19 protein-coding genes and 2 pseudogenes are annotated in these 23,465 nt (G+C 51.3%); 8 read left to right on the forward strand and 13 right to left on the reverse strand.

The genetic code is table 11. The features are described from left to right. Nucleotides 1-166 precede the first annotated feature (166 nt). Nucleotides 167-1,120 carry an HTH-type transcriptional regulator Cbl gene (gene cbl / locus IV04_RS21670; RefSeq protein ID WP_037396769.1) on the reverse strand — a complete coding sequence of 318 codons (954 nt, stop codon included), beginning with the start codon at nucleotides 1,118-1,120 and terminating at the stop codon, nucleotides 167-169. A 111-nt stretch (nucleotides 1,121-1,231) separates the two neighbouring features. Then, nucleotides 1,232-1,930, reverse strand: coding sequence for a gamma-glutamylcyclotransferase (locus IV04_RS21675; protein ID WP_037396761.1), 699 nt, complete (start codon nucleotides 1,928-1,930; stop codon nucleotides 1,232-1,234). 620 nt (nucleotides 1,931-2,550) lie between these two features. On the opposite strand from IV04_RS21675, the gene IV04_RS21680 reads away from it, so the two are divergent. The 4 genes and pseudogenes from IV04_RS21680 to IV04_RS25535 form a co-directional block, all read left to right on the forward strand. Further along, nucleotides 2,551-3,369: a siderophore-interacting protein gene (locus IV04_RS21680; RefSeq protein ID WP_037396758.1), complete on the forward strand. Its 819-nt coding sequence runs from the start codon at nucleotides 2,551-2,553 to the stop codon at nucleotides 3,367-3,369. A 568-nt stretch (nucleotides 3,370-3,937) separates the two neighbouring features. Continuing rightward, nucleotides 3,938-5,044 (forward strand): sodium-potassium/proton antiporter ChaA, encoded by a 1,107-nt coding sequence (chaA, locus tag IV04_RS21685; protein WP_037396753.1) that lies wholly within the window; start codon nucleotides 3,938-3,940, stop codon nucleotides 5,042-5,044. Between the two features lie 95 nt (nucleotides 5,045-5,139). Further along, nucleotides 5,140-6,456, forward strand: coding sequence for an MFS transporter (locus tag IV04_RS21690; RefSeq protein ID WP_231566259.1), 1,317 nt, complete (start codon nucleotides 5,140-5,142; stop codon nucleotides 6,454-6,456). Beyond that, a pseudogene (locus tag IV04_RS25535) lies at nucleotides 6,395-6,592 on the forward strand (Presumed portal vertex protein); the annotation flags it as partial. The gene IV04_RS21690 and the pseudogene IV04_RS25535, both read left to right, overlap by 62 nt. A 41-nt stretch (nucleotides 6,593-6,633) precedes the next feature. Here IV04_RS25535 and IV04_RS21695 read toward each other — a convergent pair. The 7 genes from IV04_RS21695 to putP all read right to left on the reverse strand — a co-directional run bounded on the left by IV04_RS21695 (nucleotide 6,634) and on the right by putP (nucleotide 12,528). Continuing rightward, the gene (locus IV04_RS21695) at nucleotides 6,634-6,978 is read right to left on the reverse strand and encodes a type II toxin-antitoxin system HicB family antitoxin (RefSeq protein ID WP_231566258.1); all 345 of its coding nucleotides are present in this window, start codon (nucleotides 6,976-6,978) and stop codon (nucleotides 6,634-6,636) included. Further along, nucleotides 6,975-7,229, reverse strand: a complete 255-nt coding sequence (locus tag IV04_RS21700) for a type II toxin-antitoxin system HicA family toxin (protein ID WP_037396750.1) — start codon at nucleotides 7,227-7,229, stop codon at nucleotides 6,975-6,977. Before IV04_RS21700 ends, IV04_RS21695 begins: the two co-directional genes overlap by 4 nt. A 438-nt stretch (nucleotides 7,230-7,667) precedes the next feature. Continuing rightward, nucleotides 7,668-8,135, reverse strand: a complete 468-nt coding sequence (locus IV04_RS21705; protein ID WP_037396748.1) for a hypothetical protein — start codon at nucleotides 8,133-8,135, stop codon at nucleotides 7,668-7,670. Between the two features lies 1 nt (nucleotide 8,136). Continuing rightward, a complete protein-coding gene (locus IV04_RS24815) occupies nucleotides 8,137-8,886 on the reverse strand; it encodes a hypothetical protein (protein ID WP_051916937.1) in 750 nt (249 codons plus the stop codon). A gap of 1 nt (nucleotide 8,887) precedes the next feature. Then, nucleotides 8,888-9,118: a hypothetical protein gene (locus IV04_RS26635; RefSeq protein ID WP_051916938.1), complete on the reverse strand. Its 231-nt coding sequence runs from the start codon at nucleotides 9,116-9,118 to the stop codon at nucleotides 8,888-8,890. Nucleotides 9,119-9,614: 496 nt separating this feature from the next. Next, complete coding sequence (gene phoH, locus IV04_RS21725; protein WP_037396742.1) at nucleotides 9,615-10,403, reverse strand: phosphate starvation-inducible protein PhoH; 789 nt, start codon at nucleotides 10,401-10,403, stop codon at nucleotides 9,615-9,617. Between the two features lie 640 nt (nucleotides 10,404-11,043). Continuing rightward, nucleotides 11,044-12,528 carry a sodium/proline symporter PutP gene (gene putP, locus IV04_RS21730; protein ID WP_037396739.1) on the reverse strand — a complete coding sequence of 495 codons (1,485 nt, stop codon included), beginning with the start codon at nucleotides 12,526-12,528 and terminating at the stop codon, nucleotides 11,044-11,046. 588 nt (nucleotides 12,529-13,116) lie between these two features. Between putP and putA the strand changes: the two genes are divergently transcribed. From putA to IV04_RS21750, 4 genes are all read left to right on the forward strand, one after another. Next, nucleotides 13,117-17,088 carry a trifunctional transcriptional regulator/proline dehydrogenase/L-glutamate gamma-semialdehyde dehydrogenase gene (putA, locus tag IV04_RS21735; RefSeq protein WP_037396737.1) on the forward strand — a complete coding sequence of 1,324 codons (3,972 nt, stop codon included), beginning with the start codon at nucleotides 13,117-13,119 and terminating at the stop codon, nucleotides 17,086-17,088. Nucleotides 17,089-17,369: 281 nt separating this feature from the next. After that, nucleotides 17,370-18,038: a CsgG/HfaB family protein gene (locus IV04_RS21740; RefSeq protein ID WP_037396734.1), complete on the forward strand. Its 669-nt coding sequence runs from the start codon at nucleotides 17,370-17,372 to the stop codon at nucleotides 18,036-18,038. An 18-nt stretch (nucleotides 18,039-18,056) separates the two neighbouring features. Beyond that, nucleotides 18,057-18,419, forward strand: a complete 363-nt coding sequence (locus IV04_RS21745; RefSeq protein ID WP_037396731.1) for a DUF4810 domain-containing protein — start codon at nucleotides 18,057-18,059, stop codon at nucleotides 18,417-18,419. After that, complete coding sequence (locus IV04_RS21750) at nucleotides 18,416-19,072, forward strand: DUF799 domain-containing protein (protein ID WP_037396728.1); 657 nt, start codon at nucleotides 18,416-18,418, stop codon at nucleotides 19,070-19,072. Before IV04_RS21745 ends, IV04_RS21750 begins: the two co-directional genes overlap by 4 nt. 134 nt (nucleotides 19,073-19,206) lie before the next feature. On the opposite strand, the gene IV04_RS21755 is transcribed toward IV04_RS21750, so the two are convergent. The 4 genes and pseudogenes from IV04_RS21755 to tssA all read right to left on the reverse strand — a co-directional run bounded on the left by IV04_RS21755 (nucleotide 19,207) and on the right by tssA (nucleotide 23,422). Continuing rightward, on the reverse strand, nucleotides 19,207-20,115 hold the full coding sequence (locus IV04_RS21755; protein ID WP_037396724.1) for an aspartyl protease family protein: 909 nt from the start codon (nucleotides 20,113-20,115) through the stop codon (nucleotides 19,207-19,209). Nucleotides 20,116-20,265: 150 nt separating this feature from the next. Further along, on the reverse strand, nucleotides 20,266-21,666 hold the full coding sequence (locus IV04_RS21760; RefSeq protein WP_037396720.1) for a VasL domain-containing protein: 1,401 nt from the start codon (nucleotides 21,664-21,666) through the stop codon (nucleotides 20,266-20,268). Between the two features lie 9 nt (nucleotides 21,667-21,675). Next, nucleotides 21,676-21,780, reverse strand: a pseudogene (locus tag IV04_RS26900) (type VI secretion system baseplate subunit TssE); the annotation flags it as partial. A gap of 46 nt (nucleotides 21,781-21,826) precedes the next feature. Continuing rightward, nucleotides 21,827-23,422: a type VI secretion system protein TssA gene (tssA, locus tag IV04_RS21765; RefSeq protein ID WP_081893270.1), complete on the reverse strand. Its 1,596-nt coding sequence runs from the start codon at nucleotides 23,420-23,422 to the stop codon at nucleotides 21,827-21,829. Nucleotides 23,423-23,465: the final 43 nt, after the last annotated feature.

The raw sequence follows: 23,465 nt of genomic DNA on the forward strand, positions 1-23,465 counted from the left end.
GTAAGTGACTGGGGTGAGTGAGGGCAGCCAACACCCAAGCAACTTGAAGTATGACGGGTATAAAACATGCAAACGGCAATATAGCCCCATCAGTCACCGATATCCGCGAGTCCAGCCAGAAAACCACAGTCTACCATTGAGGTAAATATGTTGAATGCTGCTGACCTCAAATCTGATAGTCAATCACCGGTTCCAACTGGGCTGAGAAAACTTTCTCCTTGATTTCCGTCAGTGACAACGCGGGATTGCACAGTTGGATAAATTTCCACGCATAGTTACGTTGTAACTGACTACGTTTTAACCCCAGCCAAACCGTGTTAGTGGCAAACAGATGTTCAGCATTGAGGCAAACCAACCCACGATCGCGCGCTTGTTCAAAAGAGATATCGGCTAATATGCCTACCCCCAGCCCCAGTTCCACATAGGTTTTGATCACATCGGAATCCTGGGCACTCAGCGCAATATCCGGCGTTAACCCTGCGATCTGGAAAGCCTCATCCAACCGCGAACGCCCGGTAATCCCCTGTCGGTAAGTAATTAGCGGCAACGTGCTGAGCATTTCCAGCGTTACCTGCGGCTGGTGCGCCAATTGATGCCCTTCAGGCACAAGAATGGCGTGATGCCAGTGATAATAAGGGAAAGCGGCCAGCGACTCATCGTTCATCAAGCGTTCGCTGGCAATACCGATATCGGCTTCGCCAGCAGCCAACATCGCCACAATCTCTTCTGGGCTCCCTTGATTGAGAACCACTCGCACTCGTGGATACAGCGCACGAAACTCTTTAATCACGCCCGGCAGGCTGTAACGTGCCTGAGTATGAGTCGTAGCAATATGCAGTTGGCCAGCGTCGTTATTGCTGAAAACCTCTGCCAGGCGACGAATATTATTTGCCTCATTCAGGATACGCTCGGCGACGATCAACAGTTCTTTACCCGGCTCCGTCATGCCTAATAGCCGTTTCCCGCGCCGGATAAATATTTCAATCCCCAACTCTTCTTCTAACTCGCGAATATGACGGCTGACCCCAGATTGTGAGGTAAATAACGTGTTGGCAACCTCCGTCAGGTTGTAGTTACAGCGTGCCGATTCACGAATAATTTTTAATTGCTGAAAGTTCATTCAATTTCCTCTTGCGCCCGTAGGATTGACAGCATTGATACGGGTTCAGTGCAAAAGGAACAAATAAGAAATAACCTCTACTTATGCTTTTTAATGCTATGGCACAGCACCTCAGGCGGTCGCTTCACCACCAAGAGCGCCTGGCCTGTTGTGCTGCTGCAGCCATTGACGCACGGTATTAACCAGATCGCCAATGCAATCATCATGCATGCCGTGGCTTTTTAGCTCATTGTCCAAGGCAAACAGGTATTGCGCATTGGTGCCTAATGGGCCGCTGGCACTGGCAATCAAGGGGGCCACCACCTGATGGCGGGTATCTTCTTCAAACAATGGGTGCTGGCGGTTCATCACAAATACCAACGCAGTGACTATCGTGCCGTTTTCCAGCGCTAATTCACACCAGGTTGGCAGATAGCAACCGGTAAGCATCTCGCGCTTCCACAGCAGTTCCAGCTCTTCACGCAGTTTCGCCTCCGGTAAACGGAACGCCAAGCCGCTGGTTTGCCCACCTTCGCTCAGTGCCAACATACGCCCTGGCTGATGCTGCGTACCGCGCCCTGCGGTTAACCGCAGGCAAAATGCGCGATGCCAGCCCTGCAAAGTGGCAGGCCTGATTTCTTCAGATTCAAATACCGGATTCCACATAAGTGAACCGTAGCCAAATATCCATACCGGGCTATTATCTGGCCGACGTGACAGCGTACATTCCAATGAGGCCAGACGCTGTTCTGGTGTCAGTAATAGCGTCTCTTCAATTGCGCCGAATGCCGTTCTGCAATCTGCCTTTTGCAGAAAATCTCGTGTTAACACCTACTACAACCTCCTGGAAATCGGATTGCCCAATTCCCTTCTCGCCACTCTATCCGTCATACTCCAAGTTGTTTGGGTGTTGGTTGAACCCTGCCACCAGCAACTCGAATTATTTCGGGTATGCTTCTTTGAAATTTAGTTTTGCGGAAGTTTATTAATTAATACCGCTGTTATACCCAAAATAATTCGAGTTGCTTGTAGGCGGCAACTGAGCTAAGCCCCAGGAGCGAGGCCCAGTATGGGCCGAGTAACGCAGCCAACACCCAAGCAACTTGAAGTATGACGGGTATATAAACATAACCTTATTCGCTTCTTACAGTGTAATCAAGTTTCAACCTCGATTTAATGTGAAAACGTATTGAAATGTAACTGCCATAATAGTTAAGCCGACTCTACCCTAAATAATTCGAGTTATTTGTAAGAAACAAACGCGTGCAGTCAATACCCAACCCTCCTCAAATATGAAGGGTAAACTTTAATCTCAGATATCTTTTTAATAATATGGATTGTACAAAAAACACTCTTTACTTTCATGCAGCCTCTCCCGAAACAAAAATCAAAACAATTCTCATTATCATATGTCGTGATATACTCAGCGCAGAATGATAAAGGAGAACCCAATGACTGCTGGCACCCCACGCCCTCGTGCACCTTATTTGATTGAAGTCACCCGTCTGTGCGACATCACGCCACACCTGCGCCGTATCACCTTTAGCGCTCCTGACTTATGCCACTACCCTGCGAACGCTGCCGCCGCCCATATCAAAGTATTTTTGCCATGCGCAGGCCAGACGCAACCCGATTTACCAACGCTGAGCGACAACGGTCCGGTCTGGCCCGCCGACGCTGTGCGCCCGATTGTCCGTACCTATTCGATACGTGCCGTTCGGCCTGAGCAAGCAGAGATCGATATCGAGTTCGCCCTGCACGATCACAACGGCCCTGCAGTGAATTTTGCTCGTCAGGCTAAGCCAGGTGACAAAATCGGTATCAGCAACCCCGGTGGCCCCAAACCCATGTTGCCAGCAGCAGACTTTTATTGCCTGGCTGGTGATCCCTCGTCACTGCCCGCGATCGCCGCGTTGTTGGAAAACCTGCCCGCCAACAGCACCGGACGGGTATTTATTCGGGTTGATACACCTGCAGACGTGCTTGATCTGAAGAAACCAGCCAACGTTGAGCTGAGCTGGATCATTGGCTCTACTGATAAAACGGCTGAACTTATTACTCAATTCTGTGCACAACCGTTGCCACAGGCTGGCATCCATTTCTGGCTAGCGGGTGAAGATCGTCTGGTGGTCGAACTGCGCCGTTATTTACGCCGTGAATGGAAATGCGACCGTAATCAGCTTTATGCCGTGCCTTACTGGCGTGAGGGGCTAAATGAGGAAGGCTACCATGAGAAAAGGCATGAAATTATGGATAATATTGACTCGTAACGGCCAATTTCTGCCTGATTCGCTCAAGCTAATGCATAGCTGACTTGATTTTATGCCCGCATAGCATAGGAAAAACACCCTATTGCGTAAAAATGCGTAAAAAAAACCGCATGCGTTGCGGTTTTTTTGTTACGCTTGTCACATAAAGTAACCCATTGCTTTCCCAAGTTAAAACAACATCACATCATTACCCAGTGTCATGAGCAGGGTGTATCCTATTAATATGTCCCCTTCGTCTTCTGGATGATGGGGCCGGTTGCCTTATATATGCCGCGAATCTGACCGTTCGAGGAAACGACCACCGGCCTACAATCTGAAAACTCTCTGGGGTATATACCCAAAATAATTCGAGTTGCTTGTAGGCAGCAACTGAACGACAAATGGGTCATAGACCCATTTGAACAACGCTGGCGCTGGCCCGCAGAGTGAGGCCCTGTATGGGCCGAGTAACGCAGCCAACACCCAAGCAACTTGAAGTATGAAGGGTATAACAACATTCTGGATATGCAGACTAGCCAACGATTCTGCAATGACCGGGCCATGCAGTTTGAGAAGGAGAATCACCAAAATGAAGTCGCACAACGATCCTGGCCGCTCCAAATCCCGACACACCGAGTACTCACTCATTTTTCCCATTGCTGCACTGCTGGTGCTCAATTTATGGGGAGGGATTGACAGCTTTCCATTGATTATCGCTATCAACATTTTGGCACTGGTGGGGATCCTCAGCAGTGCTTTCAGCGTAGTGCGCCATGCCGACGTACTGGCCCACCGGCTGGGTGAACCCTACGGCTCGCTGATCCTCAGCCTGTCGGTGGTGATTCTGGAAGTGAGCCTGATTTCGGCCCTGATGGCAACCGGCGACGCGGCACCAGCTCTGATGCGTGACACGCTGTATTCCATCATTATGATCGTCACCGCAGGCTTGGTGGGTGTTGCTCTGCTGCTCGGTGGGCGTAAATTTGCCACCCAGTACGTGAACCTTGGCGGCATCAAACAGTATCTGATGGCGATTTTCCCGTTGGCGATCATCGTGCTGGTGTTGCCCAGTGCGTTGCCCGGCGGCAACTTCAGCGTCGGCCAGTCATTGTTAGTGGCGGCCATTTCGGCGGCGATGTACGGCGTATTCCTGCTGATTCAAACCAAAACACACCAGAATCTGTTCGTATATGAACACGAAGATGACGGCGACGATGGTGACCCGCACCACGGAAAACCCTCCTCGCACAGCAGTCTCTGGCATGCTGGCTGGTTGATCGTGCATCTGGTTGCAGTGATTGCCGTGACCAAATTTAACGCCAATCCGCTGGAATACCTGTTAACCAGGCTGAATGCACCAACGCAATTCACCGGTTTCCTGGTGGCGCTGCTGATCCTGTCACCTGAAGGACTGGGGGCGTTACGTGCAGTGCTGAATAATCAGGTGCAGCGTGCCATGAACCTGTTCTTCGGTTCCGTGCTGGCGACGATCTCGCTGACGGTTCCGGCGGTCACGATTATCGCTACTCTGACCGGCCAGACGCTGATCTTCGGCCTACAGGCACCGCACATGGTCGTGATGCTGACGGTGTTGATCCTGTGCCATATTTCTTTCTCTACCGGCAGAACCAACGTCCTGAACGGCACCGCGCATCTGGCGCTGTTTGCCGCTTATATGATGACCATTTTTGCCTGATCTCAGGCTACAGTAGTGAATAACATACCAAATCAGGCAGAGCCGATACTCCGCCTGATTTTTTTAATGTGATAGCCAACCAAAGGATGCCAACTGTGGATCTGGCAAGTGTGAATACAGGGACAGACGCCTATCGGGCGCAAACCAAGCGTTATATATATTTACTGTTTGCCCTGCAGGCGATTGGTGCGTCTTCACCACCGATTATCATCTCGCTGGGTGGCTTGGTGGGCGAAACGTTAAGCAGCAACAAAACCTTATCGACCCTACCAGTCAGTCTGTTTAACATTGGCCTGGCATTATCTGTCTTACCCATCGGATTTATGATTGCCCGCATTGGCCGTGTCAATGCTTATACCCTTGGTGCGCTCAGCGCATTAATCGGCGGGGCCATTGCCGCTTGGGGAGTCACTAGCGGCTCTTTCGGCCTGTTCTGCTTAGGCTGCCTGCTGGCAGGTTGCTACGCGGCCTGTGTCCAAAGCTACCGTTTTGCCATAACCGACTATGTCGCCCGGCCAGAACAGCCCATGGCGATATCGCGTATCATGCTCGGTGGCCTGCTGGCAGCGGTGATCGGCCCACAGTTGGTGATTTGGACACAACATCTTTTACCTGTGCCGCTGTCGGCCAGTTTCCTCAGTCAGTCTTTATTAGCCTTGATCGCCCTGCTGTTTTTATGGCGAATGCGGCAGATGACGGCACAGTTAGCGGCCCAGCAACGCCATCTTTCCAAACAATTGCCCCAACACGAAACGGTGCTGGTACCGCCCCGTTCGCTGAGGGAAATAGCCAGCTCATTTCGTTTTATTTCCATCGCGGTGGCGGGCCTGGTCTCTTACGGATTGATGACATTTATGATGACCGCAACCCCGCTGGCCATGTTGCATAGCGGCCACAGCCTGTCTACCGCAACGCTGGGTATTCAGTGGCATATTCTGGCGATGTACGCGCCGGGATTTGTCACCGGCAGGCTGATGACCCGTTTCGGCCCGCGTAAAATATGTGTCACCGGGCTGTTGTTAACGGCCTGTGCCGCTGCGGTCTCAATGGTCGGTAACGAGGTGATCTGGTTCTGGAGCGGACTGATCCTGCTGGGTGTGGGCTGGAATTTTGGCTTTGTCAGTGCCACGGTCATGCTCACTTCCTGTTACACCCACCAGGAGCGGCTAAAAACGCAATCCCTGAACGATACCTTTGTCTTTGGCACCACCGCATTAGCCTCGCTGTTGTCTGGTCAGATGCTGCATATCATCGGCTGGTTCTGGCTAAATATCCTGGTGTTCATACCGGTGATGATCGCGTTAGGGCTGTTATTTATTCAGTATCTGTCAGAGAAAAAGCAACTGGCAGGCGTACCTAAATCCCTGCCAGATGATGGGGAGCAAGCCGGAAAACGCCAGGTCAGCGGGTGACGTTGAGAAGGCCGCCAAGGTGTTTGTGTGCAATCAATTAATGCCACTGAAAGAGCGTATCAAGGAGATTAATGACTGGCTCGGCCTGGAGGTGATCCGGTTTAAAAAATACAGCCTGGAGAATGACGACGAGTAACCCCGTAGCCGCCAGCACTGGCGGCTTTATTTTGCGCAGGATTAAGAGTGTTTTTCGATAACCAGATCGACACCTTCATTAAGCAATTCATTGATGGATTGCCCGGTTGCCTGTGCCGCTACAGCTAACGCCTGATGGCGTTCTGGCGAGAGGCGGGTGGTTACTTTGCCGCTGTAGGTTTTATACGGTTCAATACCGTCTTTACGGCACTCGTCCAAAAAGATCGCCAGAGAGGTGGCCCCTTCTTTCTTGAGTTCTTCCACGCTGTAGGCGTAAAAGTCTGCCCCACCATTCAGCCCAATAAACTCCCCCCGAAACATTTCGATCTCTGGGTCAAAGCTGAGCACGGCAATATGACCGTCGATCTTCAATGTGTTATTCATCATGGTTTAATTCCTAAACTGTCCAACCAGAGCCTGATGGAGTTAACCGCCCCCTTGTCAGTAGTAGGTCTGGGATGGGGCCGATGAAAGATACGTTTCTCACCCTTCAACAGCACAGCGATCCTAGAACCTTCCCTCTCGTGAATTTCCGCCCCTAACGCGGTAAAAAGCGCCTCAATATCAGACCACTTTATAGAACCGTTGACAGGCCGGGCAAACACATCTGACAGCGTTTTTTGGTGTCGTTTGTTCATGGAGTTTATAGTATCACTTTATGACACCATCGCAAGACTTAGAGAATGCATTTCTTATGGTTATCAGGATGATTAAAGGAACAGCATAGGCCGAACGCCCTGCCATGTTCTGAGGGCGTCGCTATCGCGCCACATCAATGATATAGCGTGAGAATTCAGACGCGATGATAAATCGCCGTAACGAGCCGCTGACAGCGATTTTTAAATGACGTAAAACAATGCTATCCCCGCCACGCCTGCCCGCTTCCTGGGGCACTTTTAATGCAGTCACGCTAAGTCGCGTAGCTTAGGTAACACTAGCTTTTAAGATGAATATCAAATCTAAATTACGATTATGACACTATTGAAAAAAAAGCAAGATAATCACATCATGACTTTATGGACAAACCTACAGCTTCAATCGTTCAGCCAAAATAGCCCAACAGTAGCAATTAGATATCAACTAGCTATTTCCTCTACGCTTCCGCCCTCAAACCTCAGATAAAATGATGACAGCTCTAATAAAGTTGTCTTTACCTCCATAAAGTCAACCTCCCGATCTACCAAGCCAGCCAAGTAAAACATTCCGATATGAGGATATCCCTTATCCTCAAATGAAATTAGCTTTCTAGGATTATTCACATAATTGTAAACCTCCGACATATCAAAAGACATATAAACCGCCGGTTTAGTTCTCCCTCCAAGATTTATATTTCTATGAGCTTCCTTAACCATTTCAAATTTATCGACTTTATTTGAGTGACTAAAAGAAAGATAGCCATGATCATCCACGGTTAAATTAAAACACAAATGTGAAGCAACCCCGTTAATGGCCCTATGCTCCTCTCTAACATAACGCCAAAGGAAGTAATTATTTATTTGTGCACGAACCTTACTGAAAGATTTAGGTAAGCATAAATCACTCATATTACCAATCCATGATATTTAATATCGCAAGTATACCATCAGAATTCCTTAAATCTTTTCCGGTATACCCCCTCCCAGAGTACTTCATTATGCCGTTTTTTCGTTTTACATATGAATATATCAATTCACTATTATCTTTAACAAGTATATTTAAAGTGCCTTTGTTTTTATGCTTTAATTGTCTAAGAATGCCAAAAAAACCAGTTTCTCCATCAATATAAAAATCCAAATTATTCTTGTCATAAATGAAAGGGATATATCTGAAAATTTGCAGTAAGGACTGCACTGATGCTTCAACATATGACCGCTCAGCTTTCACACATTCTCTTTCATAAGACAAGTATGAATCTAATATTTTACTGAGCACAGCGTCATAACTATATTTCTCATCTCTACTCACAACATTCATGACATATCTAATATAACCTTCCACGCCCCCCACCTCATTATCATTGTAAAAGGTGTTAAGAAACTCAATCCATTGTTTCAGTTCGCTATCAAAACATTCCAAAAAAAGATATTCAATATCTTTTCTTTCGCCTTTAAAAGCTATTTCTCGAGGAATAGTTGACTTAACCGACACAAAAGAAACATCCTGGGTAAGTTGTTCCCCTTCAATACACTCAAGAAAACCATTCACATTATCAATAGACTTTGGGTGCTTTACATCAATATCAATACTATTAGTGAAAAAGAAAAGCTCATCTTTAACATAGAAGCATTCTTGTGCAGTAAAGCCTTTTTCTTTCATGCTAATCTTCCATTTCTATAAACTTCGTCAACCCTGAAATTAATCTTTCAGCGTGATTTTTGGTTAACGCTATTGAATAGAAAACATTCACAACATCTTTTTCTGGAGAGTCCATAAAGTCAACAATACATATGTCATCAGAAATCCCCATTCTTATCGATAGCGGGAATATGGGCGGATTAACTCTTGAAACTATGTTTTTCTTTGTCTTTCCTACTGTTATACGTTCCATTTCCTGCTCTCTTTGCTCTGCGCCACATGGTTCCATTATACAACATGAAAAAACATACGCTAGTATGATTTATAATGCTACTAAAGTTGTCTTACTGAGTTTAGGCATAGTAGCGTTAAGAAATCGGCGAACTCCATAGCGACGTCTGGGTCATTCCAGCTAACTTCCCCACTCTCGATTAATTTCATCACCGCCGTGACGTACTCAGGCGGCGTATCCTGCATAACGTGATCCGGTTCTCGCTCAACCTCCCCACAGTTATTGACAGGACTCCGAGGGGTGCCGGAGGCTCTTTTTAAAGTCAAAAGCTCAACGTCAACGACTTTACGGGCAATACGCCATTCTATTATACGGGTTTCAAATACGTGACCGGAACAAAGATGCGACACGAAGATACTGATCACCTTCTGCAGAACTCTTTGTTTTTTCTGGTACGCCCCGTAGTTTGGGGCGTAAGAAAGGCCACCGCAGTGGCCTTTCAAAAAGTTAAAATAAATCAATCATATGCATTAAGCGTGTGCTGGCACAGTGCCGAGCGGACACAGTCTTGTTTATCAAAGCGGATGATGCCTACCATCTCGTCCTCTTCGAAGCGCTCCAACGCGTCGCTGAGGCCGGATTTCACGCCGCGCGGTAAATCGCACTGGGTGATATCACCATTCACGATCACCGTAACGTTTTCACCCAAGCGGGTCAGAAACATCTTCATCTGGCTGGCGGTCACGTTTTGGGCTTCGTCCAGAATCACCACCGCATTTTCAAAAGTACGCCCGCGCATATAAGCGAAAGGCGCGATCTCCACCTTGCCGATTTCCGGGCGCAGGCAGTATTGCATAAACGAAGATCCTAAACGGCGCAGCAAAACGTCATACACTGGCCGGAAATAAGGGGCGAATTTCTCAGAGATATCCCCAGGCAAAAAGCCGAGATCTTCATCGGCCTGCAGAACCGGACGCGTCACAATAATCCGATCCACCTCTTTATGTATTAAAGCTTCTGCCGCTTTGGCCGCGCTGATAAACGTTTTACCGCAACCCGCTTCGCCAGTGGCAAATATTAACTGCTTATTCTCTATGGCTGATAAGTAATGACCTTGAGCTTCAGTTCTCGCTTCAATGGTAGAAGTATCTCGGCTGTCACGAGCCATGCCGATCGACTCAACCCCCCCCATTTGCACCAGCGAGGTCACGCTTTCTTCTTCACGTTGGCGATGGCTACGTGCGTCACGGCGAATAACGCGTTTAGCTTCACGACGTGCTTTGATCACTGCTTTCTGTCTTCCCATAGTGGCACCTTACAGTTTGTTTCACCTACCGCAGCGGCACTGGGTACCGCGCGATTATGTTTCACACACGTATTAGGTTTTGGCTTCCTTTAGAGCCAATATAAGCCGATGAATAATGTGAATACGCGGCTACATCGTAATGAGCCTTGTTTTCACGGGACAACACGGTTTGCAGGTAATAAGAGAGTGTTACTGTCAGATTTTTGCGCAAGAGCTGGCAAGAATCGGTCAAAAATTGAGAGGCGGAGGGGGAGCCCTCGTTACAACGAGCAATCAGGGAGGAGATGTTATTTGTCTTTTGTAGCCCAACCAAGGACTTTACCATTAGCGATCCCCGCAGTGATATTTACAGCACCGAGCTGTGCACCGAGTGAAACTACCGCCAGATGATTACAGTATAATGACATTCAAATCCGTCGTGTTACTAAAATGTAAAAAAAGTTATTTTTATTTTTTTCAGAGCAGCTAAAAACACTCTATCATGCCGTTCACATCATTTATGGGTTATTTTTTATCATTAAAAATCAATTAGTTAATATTAATCATCGACAGTTTGCCTAGGCCTTCAGATTAAAATTCAAGCAACTTGAAATAACCATATTGATAGCCTCCCCATGTTCAAGGGGAGGCTAAAAAAGCATTACACCGTTTTAAACTCGGCTTCAGCCAATTCAAAACGTTCGGTCATGGTTGCCGAAGGCTTACGCCCCATCAGGCTGACCAGCACGATGGCGATGCTACCAAACAGGAAGCCAGGAATGATTTCATACAGATCAAGCCAGGCATATTGCTTCCAGACGATCACGGTGATCGCACCGACTAACATACCAGCCAGTGCGCCGTTGCGGGTCATGCGTGGCCACATGACCGAGATCAGCACCACTGGGCCAAATGCAGCACCGAAACCTGCCCAAGCGTAGCTGACCAAGCCCAGCACGCGGTTTTCCGGGTTAGCTGCCAACGCGATAGCCACCAGCGCAACCACCAGTACCATGATTCGCCCCACCCACACCAGCTCACGCTGGCTGGCACCTTTACGCAAGAAGGCTTTGTACAAGTCTTCTGTGATCGCGCTGGAACACACCAGCAGTTGGCAGCTTAAGGTGCTCATCACGGCAGCCAGAATCGCCGACAGCAGGATGCCCGCAATCCAAGGATTGAACAGCAACATAGCCAGCTCAATAAACACCCGCTCACCGTTTTGTGACACATTCCCGGCTTGCTCCGGGTTATTGGCAAAATAAGCGATCCCGAAGAACCCAACCGCAATGGTGCCCGCCAGGCACAGGATCATCCAGGTCATACTGATACGGCGTGCGCTGCGGATAGTGCGGTGGGAATCTGCCGCCATGAAACGCGCCAGAATGTGCGGCTGGCCAAAATACCCCAACCCCCAGCCCATCAGTGACAGGATGGCGACAAAATTCAGCCCTTTCATCATATCGATGTTGGCCGGGTTTTGAGCCGCAATCACCAGCATCGACGTGTCGATCCCGCCAACGGCGAAAATCACAATGACCGGCGTCAGGATCAGCGCAAAGATCATCAGGCTGGCCTGCACGGTATCGGTCCAACTGACCGCCAGGAACCCGCCAATAAAGGTATAAAGAATAGTAGCGGCGGCACCGGCCCACAGCGCGGTGGCGTAGCTCATGCCGAAGGTGCTTTCAAACAGACGCGCCCCGGCAACGATGCCAGAGGCGCAATAGATGGTGAAAAATACCAGAATGACGATGGCGGAAATCACCCGCAACAGCTTGCTGTTGTCTTCAAAACGGCTGGTGAAATAGTCTGGCAACGTCAGGGCATTATTGTTGGCTTCGGTATGCACGCGCAACCGGCCAGCCACCAGCTTCCAGTTCAGGTAAGCGCCAATCGTCAGGCCGATGGCGATCCAGCTTTCAGAAATGCCGGACAGGAAGATTGCCCCAGGCAAACCCATCAATAACCAGCCACTCATGTCGGAAGCCCCGGCGGAAAGCGCGGTAACCACGCTCCCCAGGCTGCGGCCACCCAGAATATAATCATCAAAGTTGTTGGTCGCCCGGTAGGCGATTAAGCCGATTAGCACCATCCCAAAAATGTACACCAGGAAGGTCACCAGCATTGGTGTGCTCATTGTCATTCAACTCTCCACTTTCATTGTTCCCTTGGTCTTTCAGGCAGTCGCGTTGTTAGCCGCCGCTTGAAATCTATCGGGTATTTTTATTCACGCTGTTTGCGAGGTTTTTCATCCGCCGCAGTGCCAGAACAGAGCACCTTAGGATGTGCGGCGGATAAACAGGGTTTCTGCCCGGTATTGTAGAAACGCTGGCTATCCTAGATGACGAACTCAACAGCCAACAAGGCATTTAACAATAAAGTTACACAAAGTTTACCCTGCATCACATTTAGCCACCCTATGGGTTGCACTCATCAATCGCAAAATGAGTTGCACCTCTCCTTTGCCCCTATAAAACACAAGGTAATGTTACAACTCATGGCCGAAAACCAGTGCTGCCTGCAAAAAACATGTCGGCGTTGCATGTTAAAAAACCGATTGGAATCACACTTCGCTCACTGGCTCGATTTAACAAGGTTGCACAAAGTTGCAACATGCAGGATATTACCCGCATTAATCACACAACCTATCCACGAACCTATCCCAGCAGGTTTATCTGCACAGCGTTATATGCCTGATGGGATAGGTTCTACACACAGGAGCTGGATTGGCATGGGCACTACCACGATGGGCGTAAAGCTTGATGAAGCCACACGCGACCGGATTAAAAGCGCGGCACAACGTATCGACCGCACGCCGCACTGGTTAATCAAGCAAGCCATTTTTAATTATCTTGAGCGCCTGGAAAACGGTTCTGATATTCCTGAACTCCCTGCACTCGCCGCTGCGGGGCTAACCGAAGCGGACGACATTATGCCGCAAACCCACGAAGAGTCCCATCAACCCTTCCTTGAATTTGCCGAACAGATCCTGCCGCAGTCCGTGCTCCGTGCCGCTATTACCGCTGCCTATCGCCGCCCGGAAACCGAAGCAGTGCCAATGCTGCTCGAACAGGCGCGCTTACCTGCCGATCTGGCTAAGGCGACGCATAACATGGCCCATGGCATTGCCGAAAAGATGCGTAATCAAAAGAGTGCCAGTGGCCGTGCCGGTATGGTGCAAGGGTTGTTGCAGGAATTTTCGCTGTCTTCACAGGAAGGCGTGGCCCTGATGTGTCTGGCAGAAGCTTTGCTGCGCATCCCAGACAAACCTACGCGCGACGCCCTGATCCGCGACAAAATCAGCAACGGCAACTGGCATTCGCACCTTGGCCGCAGCCCTTCGCTGTTCGTCAACGCCACAACCTGGGGCCTGCTGTTCACCGGCAAACTGGTGTCTACCCACAACGAAACCAGCCTGTCGAGCTCGCTGAACCGGATTATCGGCAAAAGCGGCGAACCGCTGATCCGCAAAGGCGTGGATATGGCGATGCGCCTGATGGGGGAGCAGTTTGTTACCGGTGAAACCATCGCTGAAGCGCTGGCCAATGCCGGTAAACTGGAAGATAAAGGTTTCCGTTATTCTTACGACATGCTGGGCGAAGCGGCACTGACCGAAGCTGATGCGCAGGCCTATCTGGTTTCTTATCAGCAGGCGATCCACGCCATCGGTAAAGCTTCTAATGGCCGTGGCATCTATGAAGGCCCAGGTATTTCGATCAAGCTTTCAGCCCTGCACCCGCGCTACAGCCGCGCGCAATACGATCGCGTGATGGAAGAACTGTACCCACGTTTGCTGTCGCTGACGCTGCAGGCGCGCCAATATGATATCGGCATCAACATTGACGCCGAAGAGGCCGACCGCCTGGAGATCTCGCTCGATCTGCTGGAAAAGTTGTGTTTTGAACCACAGTTGGCCGGTTGGAACGGGATTGGCTTCGTGATCCAGGCTTACCAGAAGCGCTGCCCGTTCGCTATTGATGCGGTGATCGATATGGCTAGCCGCAGCCGTCGCCGCCTGATGATCCGTCTGGTGAAAGGTGCTTACTGGGACAGCGAGATCAAACGTGCTCAGATGGACGGCCTGGAAGGCTACCCGGTTTATACCCGCAAGGTTTATACCGACGTTTCCTATCTGGCCTGCGCGCGGAAACTGCTGGCCGTACCGAATCTGATTTATCCGCAGTTTGCCACCCATAATGCCCATACCCTCAGCGCGATTTATCATTTGGCCGGTAACAATTATTATCCGGGGCAATATGAATTCCAGTGCCTGCACGGCATGGGGGAACCGCTGTACGAGCAAGTGGTCGGCAAAGTGGCCGATGGTAAGCTGAACCGCCCTTGCCGTATTTATGCCCCGGTCGGGACTCACGAAACCCTGCTGGCGTATCTGGTGCGTCGCCTGCTGGAAAACGGTGCCAATACCTCGTTCGTTAACCGAATCGCGGATACCACCTTGCCGCTGGACGAACTGGTCGCTGACCCAGTCAGCGCCGTCGAAGCACTGGCAGCCAGCGAAGGCCAGATCGGCCTGCCGCACCCGCGCATCCCGTTGCCGCGTGAGCTGTACGGTAAAAAACGGGTTAACTCCAACGGGTTGGATCTCGCTAACGAACAACGTCTGGCATCACTCTCTAGCGCGCTCCTCACCAGTGCCGCACAACCATGGCGCGCTGAGCCGATTATCGATGCCACTCTGGATCAGGGCGTTGAACTGCCCGTGCTCAACCCGGCTGAACCGAGTAATGTCGTCGGTTATGTGCGTGAAGCCACCGAAGGCGAAGTCAGCCGTGCGCTGGATGCCGCCGCAGCCGCCGGGCCAATCTGGTTTGCTACCCCACCGGCTGAGCGGGCCGCTATTCTGGAACGTGCCGCTGAACTGATGGAGAGCCAGCTACAAAGCCTGCTGGGCATTCTGGTGCGTGAAGCCGGTAAAACCTTCAACAACGCGATTGCCGAAGTGCGTGAAGCGGTCGATTTCCTGTACTACTACGCGGGTCAGGTGCGTGATGACTTCGCCAATGACAGCCATCGCCCGCTCGGCCCAGTGGTCTGCATCAGCCCATGGAACTTCCCGCTGGCGATCTTTACCGGCCAGATTGCTGCCGCGCTCGCCGCAGGCAACAGCGTGCTGGCAAAACCAGCCGAACAAACGCCACTGGTGGCCGCGCAGGCAGTGCGGATCCTGTTGGAAGCCGGTATTCCTCAAGGAGTACTGCAACTGTTACCTGGCCAAGGCGAAACCGTGGGTTCGGTATTGGTTAACGACGCGCGCGTGCGTGGCGTGATGTTCACCGGCTCCACCGAGGTTGCAGGTATCCTGCAACGCAGTATTGCTGGTCGCCTGGATCCACAGGGCCGCCCAACGCCGCTGATCGCCGAAACCGGTGGCCTGAATGCGATGATCGTCGATTCTTCCGCACTGACTGAGCAAGTAGTTACCGACGTTGTAGCTTCCGCCTTTGACAGCGCAGGCCAACGCTGTTCTGCCCTACGCATCCTGTGTATTCAGGAAGATGTGGCTGAACATACGCTGCAAATGCTGCGCGGTGCCATGGCCGAATGCCGCATGGGCAACCCGGAACGCCTGTCTACCGACATTGGCCCGGTGATCGATGTTGCAGCCAAAACCGGCATTGAGCGCCATATCCAAGCCATGCGCGCCAAAGGCCGCAAGATTTATCAGGCTGCCAGAGACGATAGTCAGGACGAGCAAGAGTGGGCGCGCGGTACCTTCATCAAGCCAACGCTGATCGAGCTGGAGAGTTTTGATGAGTTGCAGAAAGAGATCTTTGGACCGGTACTGCACGTGGTGCGTTATCAGCGCGCTAACCTGGACAAGCTGATCGAGCAGATTAACGCTGCTGGCTATGGCCTGACGTTGGGTATTCATACGCGTATTGATGAAACCATTGCCCGCGTAACCGGCAATGCCAAAGTCGGCAACCTGTACGTTAACCGCAACATGGTTGGCGCAGTGGTGGGCGTGCAACCATTTGGGGGTGAGGGTTTATCTGGCACCGGCCCGAAAGCCGGTGGCCCTCTCTATTTATATCGCCTGCTTGCGAGCCGCCCAATCGATGCGGTGCAATGCACCCTGAACCGTCAGGATAGTGAATTCCCGCAGGAAGCCGGGGCGCGCTCTGTACTGCTGACAGCCCATCAGGCGCTGGAACAGTGGGCGGTAACCGAGAAACATCATGAACTGGCAGCATTGGCGCAGCAATACGCTGAACTTGGCCAAGGTGGCACCGTGCGGCCACTGCCGGGCCCGACCGGGGAACGTAATACTTACGCCCTCCTGCCACGTGAACGCGTGCTGTGCCTGGCCGATAACGAAACCGATGCCCTGATCCAGTTAGCTGCCGTTCTGGCTGTGGGTAGCCAGGTGCTCTGGCCGGAGGCTGAATTGCAACGCACACTGTTCCGCCGCTTGCCTAGCGCCGTGCAGGCACGCATCAGCTTCAGCAAAGACTGGCAACAGGATAAGGTGGTGTTTGACGCAGCGATCTACCACGGGGATGCCGATCAGCTACGCACGTTATGCGAGCACATTGCCCAGCGGAGCGGAGCGATTGTCTCGGTGCAGGGGTTTGCTCACGGTGAAACCAATATTCTGCTGGAGCGGCTGTTAATCGAACGTTCATTAAGCGTCAACACCGCTGCTGCAGGCGGCAATGCCAGCTTGATGACCATTGGTTAATCACAGCAGATAAATATAAATAGAAATCCCCGGAACCTCAGTAAATCGAGTAGCCGGGGATTTTTGCAAACAACTCAAATTATTTGGGGTATATCGGGTATAAAGTAAATGCGCTTATCCTTTAATAAAGCGCTTTCTGGTAGGATGTGTGCCGTGAAACTATCATGCTCGCAAGAGCCATACTGATACTTCACTTAAATATACATAAGCTAAATATCCATCCTGTAATTATACATGAAGGTTATTTCCCGAGTTTGTCATCATGGAGAGATTTCATTTCGATGAAAAAATCACTCATTGTTTGTTCTGTTGCCCTCACTACCCTGTTGGCGGGTTGTGCTACCGAGTCTTCCCGTTCGCTCGAAGTACCCAAAGTCGCTACCTATAACACCAGTTATCAAGGCGTGCGCAGCCCTATTGCTGTCGGCAAATTTGATAACCGCTCCAGCTATATGAACGGTGTTTTCTCTGATGGCGTTGACCGCTTGGGTAACCAGTCAAAAACCATCCTGATTACTCATCTGCAGCAAACTGGCCGCTTCAACGTGCTGGATCGCGCCAATATGGAAGAGTTGAAAGCCGAAGCGGGTATCAAGGGCCAGCAGCAAACCCTGAAAGGTGCAAGCTATGTCATCACCGGTGATGTCACCGAGTTCGGCCGCAAAGAAGTGGGCGATCAGCAGCTATGGGGTATTCTGGGCCGTGGTAAATCACAGGTTGCTTACGCCAAAGTCAATCTGAACGTGGTTAACGTGCAAACCTCTGAAGTCGTTTACTCCAGCCAGGGCGCAGGGGAATACACTCTGTCGAACCGCGAAGTGATCGGTTTTGGCGGCACGGCGAGCTACGACTCAACCTTAAACGGTAAAGTGCTGGACTTGGCCGTACGCGAAGCGGTCAACAATCTGGTTGCAGGGATCGAAAGTGGTGCATGGCGCCCAACCAACTAACGGATTATAAAAACAATCATGGCAATGACTAAAAAATTTGGCGGAGTGCTGTTAGCAGCAACTCTGCTTGGTGGCTGTGCTACGCCTCAAAAGCCTCTTTATAACTGGGACGGTTACCAAACCACGGTATACCAATATTATCAGCAAGGTTCTTCCAGCCCGGAGCAGCAGATCGCTGCGTTAACAGAGAGCATCGAAAAATCCAAAGCAAAAGGCCAAACCGTACCGCCTGGTTTACATGCCCATCTCGGTATGCTGTACGTTAAAACGGGCAGAACCGACCTGGCGATGTCTGAGTTCAGCACCGAAAAGTCGCTGTTTCCAGAATCCGCACCGTTCATGGATTTCCTGATGAGCAAAGATAAAGGGAGCTTCAAATGAAACGTGCATTAGGCCTTTTGGCTGCGATTGCAGTACTTTTGCTGACAGGGTGCGCCAAGAAACCCGCTTACGACTACACCGCTTTCCACGCCAGTAAGCCAAAGTCGATCCTGGTTTTGCCGCCGACCAGCCAGTCACCTGACGTCAAAGCCAGCCACAGCGTGCTGTCTACCGCGACCTTACCGCTGGCAGAAGCAGGTTACTACGTGCTGCCAGTGGCGGTGGTGGAAGAAACTTTCCAGCAGAATGGTTTGACCAATGCCAACGATATCCGCGCGGTCAGCACGCAGAAACTGCATAAGATCTTCGGTGCTGACGCTGTGCTGTATCTGGATATCGCCCAATACGGCACCAGCTATATCGTGATCGGCAGTGAAACCCGCGTCACCGTGAATGCCAAACTGGTCGATCTGCGCACCGGTCAGCAGTTGTGGGCTGGCAGTGCTAGCGCTTCCAGCAACGAGAACAACAGCAATTCGGGTGGCGGCCTGGTGGGGATGCTGATTACTGCGGCGATAACCCAAGTCGTCGATACCATCAGCGACAAAGGTTTTGACATTGGCGCTATTGCCAATACGCGTCTCCTTTCCGCCGGGGAAGACGGTGCCATCCTGTATGGCCCACGCTCACCTAAATACGCCGGTCAGCATTAATCAAAGCTCAGGCAGCCCCAGGGCTGCCTTATCTCGGCAACTGAAATCACTTTCCACCAGCCGATGGCTATTCAAAGCTGAAAACGCTAAAAGACGCGCAGTGATAAATTCCGGCCCTGATTAATCCCCCTACTTCAGTTTGCTGATCGATTATCTTTAATCAGCAATCTCTGCCCTGGGAAATCAATAATAACGGTAAAGTCTTTGAAGAAATTATTACCCACTAAACCATCCGTCTCTATATGCTCAAAGTTGCCCTCTAACAGGACTGAATTCAGCTTAATTTCTTTTCTCCCCACACCATCAAGCTGAAACTCTGTGGCTATGCATCCTTTATTGTCCATTTCTGGCATCACGGTTTGGCAAGGTAGACCAGTAAAAGAGGATTTAAGCCTGCCTTTCCAAAAAACTGACACCGATGCGCCAGTATCCAAAACCATGTCGTAGCGCTGAAGGCGCAATGACACATTAACCACAATTCCTTCTGGCGTGAGCCGCAGCGGCAAGGCCATCCAACCATCATCTACGTTGATGCTTAACGCTTGAAGATCATCCGCAACCGACAAACGCTGGCCTTGGTAATCAATCAGCACCGCCTTGCCTTTGAATAAATCCAAACCAATCACCATCGAGGTTGGAATATGCCCCCCGGGTATCAAAATCATCCCCCAAGGCGTTAATGAAACCCCTTTAACGTTATTAAACGTCATGCCATTGATCGAGAGCTGTGGAATATGGAACCTGTCATTGAGAAAAACTTTACCTGTCAGGTCTGTGGTGCGCTCTTTTTCAGGATCGGTGATCAACCCAGGAAGTTGCGCCATCACGTCTTTCGATAGATGCAAGGCAATGGATGAACCCGTATCAATAGAGAATGTCAGGAGTTGCCCATTGATGTTGACTTTGGTCACTGGCAAAGACGTATCATCTAACTGAAAAGGCATATGCATCACCTTTGCAACGGCCTGGGTCACCACCGGGAACACCGAAAATAGCAGGATAACTATCGCCGCTGGAATGCGCCAATGTAGTAAAGGATGCATGAGTGTTTCCCCATTCAGAGTGCGCTCAAAATTCTCTTATCACTATAGCGTTGATTACCGGACATTGAGCACCACAAGACGCGACGTATAAATGGGGAGAAACGGGGCATATAAAGTTGCCCCCTTATCGTATTAAGGGGGCTGAGGCGTTTATTTGGTGGGAGCCGTCAACAAAGCGTAACGGTTCAACAACTGGGTCAACCTGCTTTCGATCTGAGTTTGCAACCCTGGTGAAACCTTGCCATTACGCTGTTGTTCTTCAAGTTGACGCAACAACTCCTCTAAAGGCGGCGTGCGGTTCATCGGCTGTTGTACAGCAAAAACTACCGATTTCAGTTCTGAAACCGTTATATAACGGCCACGCTGTTCATCCAGCGAATTCAGCTTATCCGCAAGCTGCTGCAGGCGAGTTTGCGCCTGATGCCAATCCTCCATCGCGGCTTTTGGCAACGCTTGTGCTTCACGCTGCTGATGCCATTGCTCCCCCAACTGTTTTACCTGCGGGCTTGCTGGCCAGAGGGCATGCAGCTGTTGCACCAATACGCTGCCGTAGTTCAGTGCCCATAAAGGAGAGAGTGTGTCCAAGCGCAGCAGTTGTTCACCACTGGCTTGAGCCATGGCATCTTCAAGCCTGGCCAGCTCGGCACGGTGATCCGCTTGCTGGAGTTTGGCCAACTGCCCTGGCTCCAGCAACACAGGCAATGGCCTGACCATATTTTGCAATACCTGCTCGGTGCCTGACAGCCGCAGAGAAGTAATTCCCCACCAAGAACCTGCTCCGACCAGCAAACTGATGAGTACCCCTGCCAAAAAACCGTGCCACATCTTCCAGCGAGCGGGTTCTGGAACCGGTGCCGGTTCAGGCTCGGGTTCAGGTACTGGCGGCGGCGGCGGCGGCGGTGGTACCGGTACTGATTCCTTGATGATATAAACCAGCGGTGGTGACGCAGCACTTTCCTGCTGGAACGCACCCTCGGGCTCAATCCGAATTTCAGTGGCCTGTGGCGCAGCTGTGGCGGCAGACTCCAGGCTTTCCAGCCGCAATGCGGCGTGATGCATCTGGCTGCGCAAATTATCTAACTTGCTGAGATGTTTCAGATCCAGGCGCTGCAACACATAGCACACATGTTCCAGCACTTTTTCAATACGGTAAATCTGCGCCAGATCGCCATACTGGAATTCCTGCGTACGCAACACCTGCTGCAAGCGAGCGACCAGCCAGGCAAGAATTTCTACCCTGGCATGCGTTTGCTGCGGCCAAAAAACCGGCCACTGATGCGTGAGCAAACCATCAATCAGTTGCATCCCTTCAAGGATGCCAGACAGCCCTGAACGTTGTGTGCGCGCCAACGTAAACCACGCGACCGTTTGCAGCTCGACGCCATTTTGCCGGAACAATGTCATACAGAGCTGTTCAACCTTGCCCCAATGTACATCCGGACGCGCTGGGTGGCTCAGCTTGGCGATTTCCTCTTTCAGCGTTGCGAATTCCGCCAAAGTACGTGGGTCACCACCGGTTTTTATGCTGTTTCCTGATGATAATGCGCTCATTCAGTTACCTTATTCCCTACACTGTAGTTTTTTTAGATGTCGAACCAATACCCGCCTCTCTGGCAAAAACTCCCTGTCATAACGTACCAACCCTAATCCCTTTAATCCGGTATCACTGCCTACCGTTGTTTCTGCCGAACTGACCTTACTGCATATTTCACTAGCCGCAGAGTACGGCAGCACGTGCCGGATCGATGGCAACCAGCCCACTGAGTAACTGTTCCATCTGGCGTGCCAGTTCGGCTTTATCTGCATCGCCACGCTGAGCTTTCATCCGCAACAGCTTCAAGCGCCGGGCCTTCACTTCAAACATCAAGGCAGGTTCCCACTGGCTGAGCGTAAACAGCTCCACCGGGCCATCCAGCTCACTCAGCAAATGCAGCGCCATCTCATTTTTGCCATACTGCTCGGCAACGCGCGCCATCAGCAGCCGCAGCAGCCAGCGTTGACGATGCGTGTGGATCCCCGGGCGAGCAGCCAGCCAACCTAAGGCAGCCTCAATGCCGTCGCTGTCTGCCTGGGCAAGCGCCTCCGGCTCCAACGCCAGAATGTCGCTATCCTCACCCGCAACCGTTGCGGCGTTTTCTGGCAGCCAGCTCGAAGCGCTGCTCCCTTGCACCTGTTGCTCAATCCAGGCTACCGTGACCTCATCGGCAAAAGGTGTGCCATCGGCATAGGCCAGCTTTTCCAGACCCGGTAAACGCTCCAGCAACATCGCCAGATCGTGTTTGATAATATCTGCCCACAGATCGTAAGGGTGGCCGTGTTTGCTCAGCCCTTGATAGGTATACCACTGCAGATCAAGCCAGAAGTGGTTTACGCCTTCGCCAAACATGCTTTCCGTGCGCTCCAGCAATTCGCCCCAACTTTGCTGCAGGTAGAGGCGTTTTAACTGAGCACGGTATTCGGTGCGCGGTGCGACCAGCCGAGTCAGACCCGCGCTGTCTTGAGGGGGGAGTTGATGCACGGTGTCCCAGCGGACACTCTTCATCAGCCTTGAGGCCGAAAGCCACCCTTGCGGTTGTTCACGCAGGTAGCGGGCCAGCTCTTTTGCCTGATCCAGGAGATCGCGCCCGGATTGCACCTGCCGCAAGCTGGGGAGATCCTGTTGGCGAACCTGCGCTGGCGCATTTTCTGGCGCCCCGCTATTTTGCGGCACCAGGGCATCCATACCACCTGATTGAGCCAACCGGTTATCCAACGCGTTATACAACCCAGCGAAGGAAGGCCGATCCTGTTCTGGCCAGCTGCTAAAGGCATGATCGAGCAGCGCCAGCGCCGCCACCGCACGTTCGAAGTCGGCTTTTTCGATCTCAGGGTAACGCATCAGGCTATCCTGCACCTTGCCACCGGCCAGCCATTCCAGCGCCACTTTTCGGCTATTGGCGCGCAGTGGCAACAGTGCCTCGCCATATTGTTCAACCAGCCCGGCCAGCAGCGTTAACCCATCCGCCAGCCCAGCTTCACCGTCGCGGTGCAAACGTGCCCACAGGTAATAAGTGACCACCCGCACATCTTTGCAACTGGTGGTCAGCAGCTTTTCCGCCAATTGGCAAATCAGATCGGTATCTGCGCCTGAGAGCTTGTTCATCTCTTCACGTATGCGCTGAAAATCGTCGTCATAACCTGGATCGTCACCAACCGGCGCATTTGCTGCAATAGGCTCCAGCCAGCGTTGCCACAGTGCTGCAGCCCGCCGAGCTTCGTCTAACGCGTCACGATCTTTAAAACACGCGGCGATAAGTTGTGCCAGCATCATTCCACCTCCGCCATCAGTTCAGCATTTAGCGGAACTGCCG

Source organism: Serratia sp. Ag1, assembly GCF_000743355.1.
GTDB lineage: Bacteria > Pseudomonadota > Gammaproteobacteria > Enterobacterales > Enterobacteriaceae > Chania.

Excerpts from the sequence above, each read along its gene's own strand:
- IV04_RS21740 (WP_037396734.1), top strand. The coding sequence starts at position 17,370 with ATGAAAAAATCACTCATTGTTTGTTCTGTTGCCCTCACTACCCTGTTG.
- IV04_RS21705 (WP_037396748.1), bottom strand. The coding sequence starts at position 8,135 with ATGAGTGATTTATGCTTACCTAAATCTTTCAGTAAGGTTCGTGCACAA.
- IV04_RS26635 (WP_051916938.1), bottom strand. The coding sequence starts at position 9,118 with ATGGAACGTATAACAGTAGGAAAGACAAAGAAAAACATAGTTTCAAGA.
- IV04_RS21700 (WP_037396750.1), bottom strand. The coding sequence starts at position 7,229 with ATGAACAAACGACACCAAAAAACGCTGTCAGATGTGTTTGCCCGGCCT.
- IV04_RS21755 (WP_037396724.1), bottom strand. The coding sequence starts at position 20,115 with ATGCATCCTTTACTACATTGGCGCATTCCAGCGGCGATAGTTATCCTG.
- IV04_RS24815 (WP_051916937.1), bottom strand. The coding sequence starts at position 8,886 with ATGAAAGAAAAAGGCTTTACTGCACAAGAATGCTTCTATGTTAAAGAT.
- phoH (WP_037396742.1), bottom strand. The coding sequence starts at position 10,403 with ATGGGAAGACAGAAAGCAGTGATCAAAGCACGTCGTGAAGCTAAACGC.
- IV04_RS21745 (WP_037396731.1), top strand. The coding sequence starts at position 18,057 with ATGGCAATGACTAAAAAATTTGGCGGAGTGCTGTTAGCAGCAACTCTG.
- IV04_RS21695 (WP_231566258.1), bottom strand. The coding sequence starts at position 6,978 with ATGATGAATAACACATTGAAGATCGACGGTCATATTGCCGTGCTCAGC.
- tssA (WP_081893270.1), bottom strand. The coding sequence starts at position 23,422 with ATGCTGGCACAACTTATCGCCGCGTGTTTTAAAGATCGTGACGCGTTA.
- IV04_RS21760 (WP_037396720.1), bottom strand. The coding sequence starts at position 21,666 with ATGAGCGCATTATCATCAGGAAACAGCATAAAAACCGGTGGTGACCCA.
- putP (WP_037396739.1), bottom strand. The coding sequence starts at position 12,528 with ATGACAATGAGCACACCAATGCTGGTGACCTTCCTGGTGTACATTTTT.
- putA (WP_037396737.1), top strand. The coding sequence starts at position 13,117 with ATGGGCACTACCACGATGGGCGTAAAGCTTGATGAAGCCACACGCGAC.
- cbl (WP_037396769.1), bottom strand. The coding sequence starts at position 1,120 with ATGAACTTTCAGCAATTAAAAATTATTCGTGAATCGGCACGCTGTAAC.
- chaA (WP_037396753.1), top strand. The coding sequence starts at position 3,938 with ATGAAGTCGCACAACGATCCTGGCCGCTCCAAATCCCGACACACCGAG.
- IV04_RS21750 (WP_037396728.1), top strand. The coding sequence starts at position 18,416 with ATGAAACGTGCATTAGGCCTTTTGGCTGCGATTGCAGTACTTTTGCTG.
- IV04_RS21680 (WP_037396758.1), top strand. The coding sequence starts at position 2,551 with ATGACTGCTGGCACCCCACGCCCTCGTGCACCTTATTTGATTGAAGTC.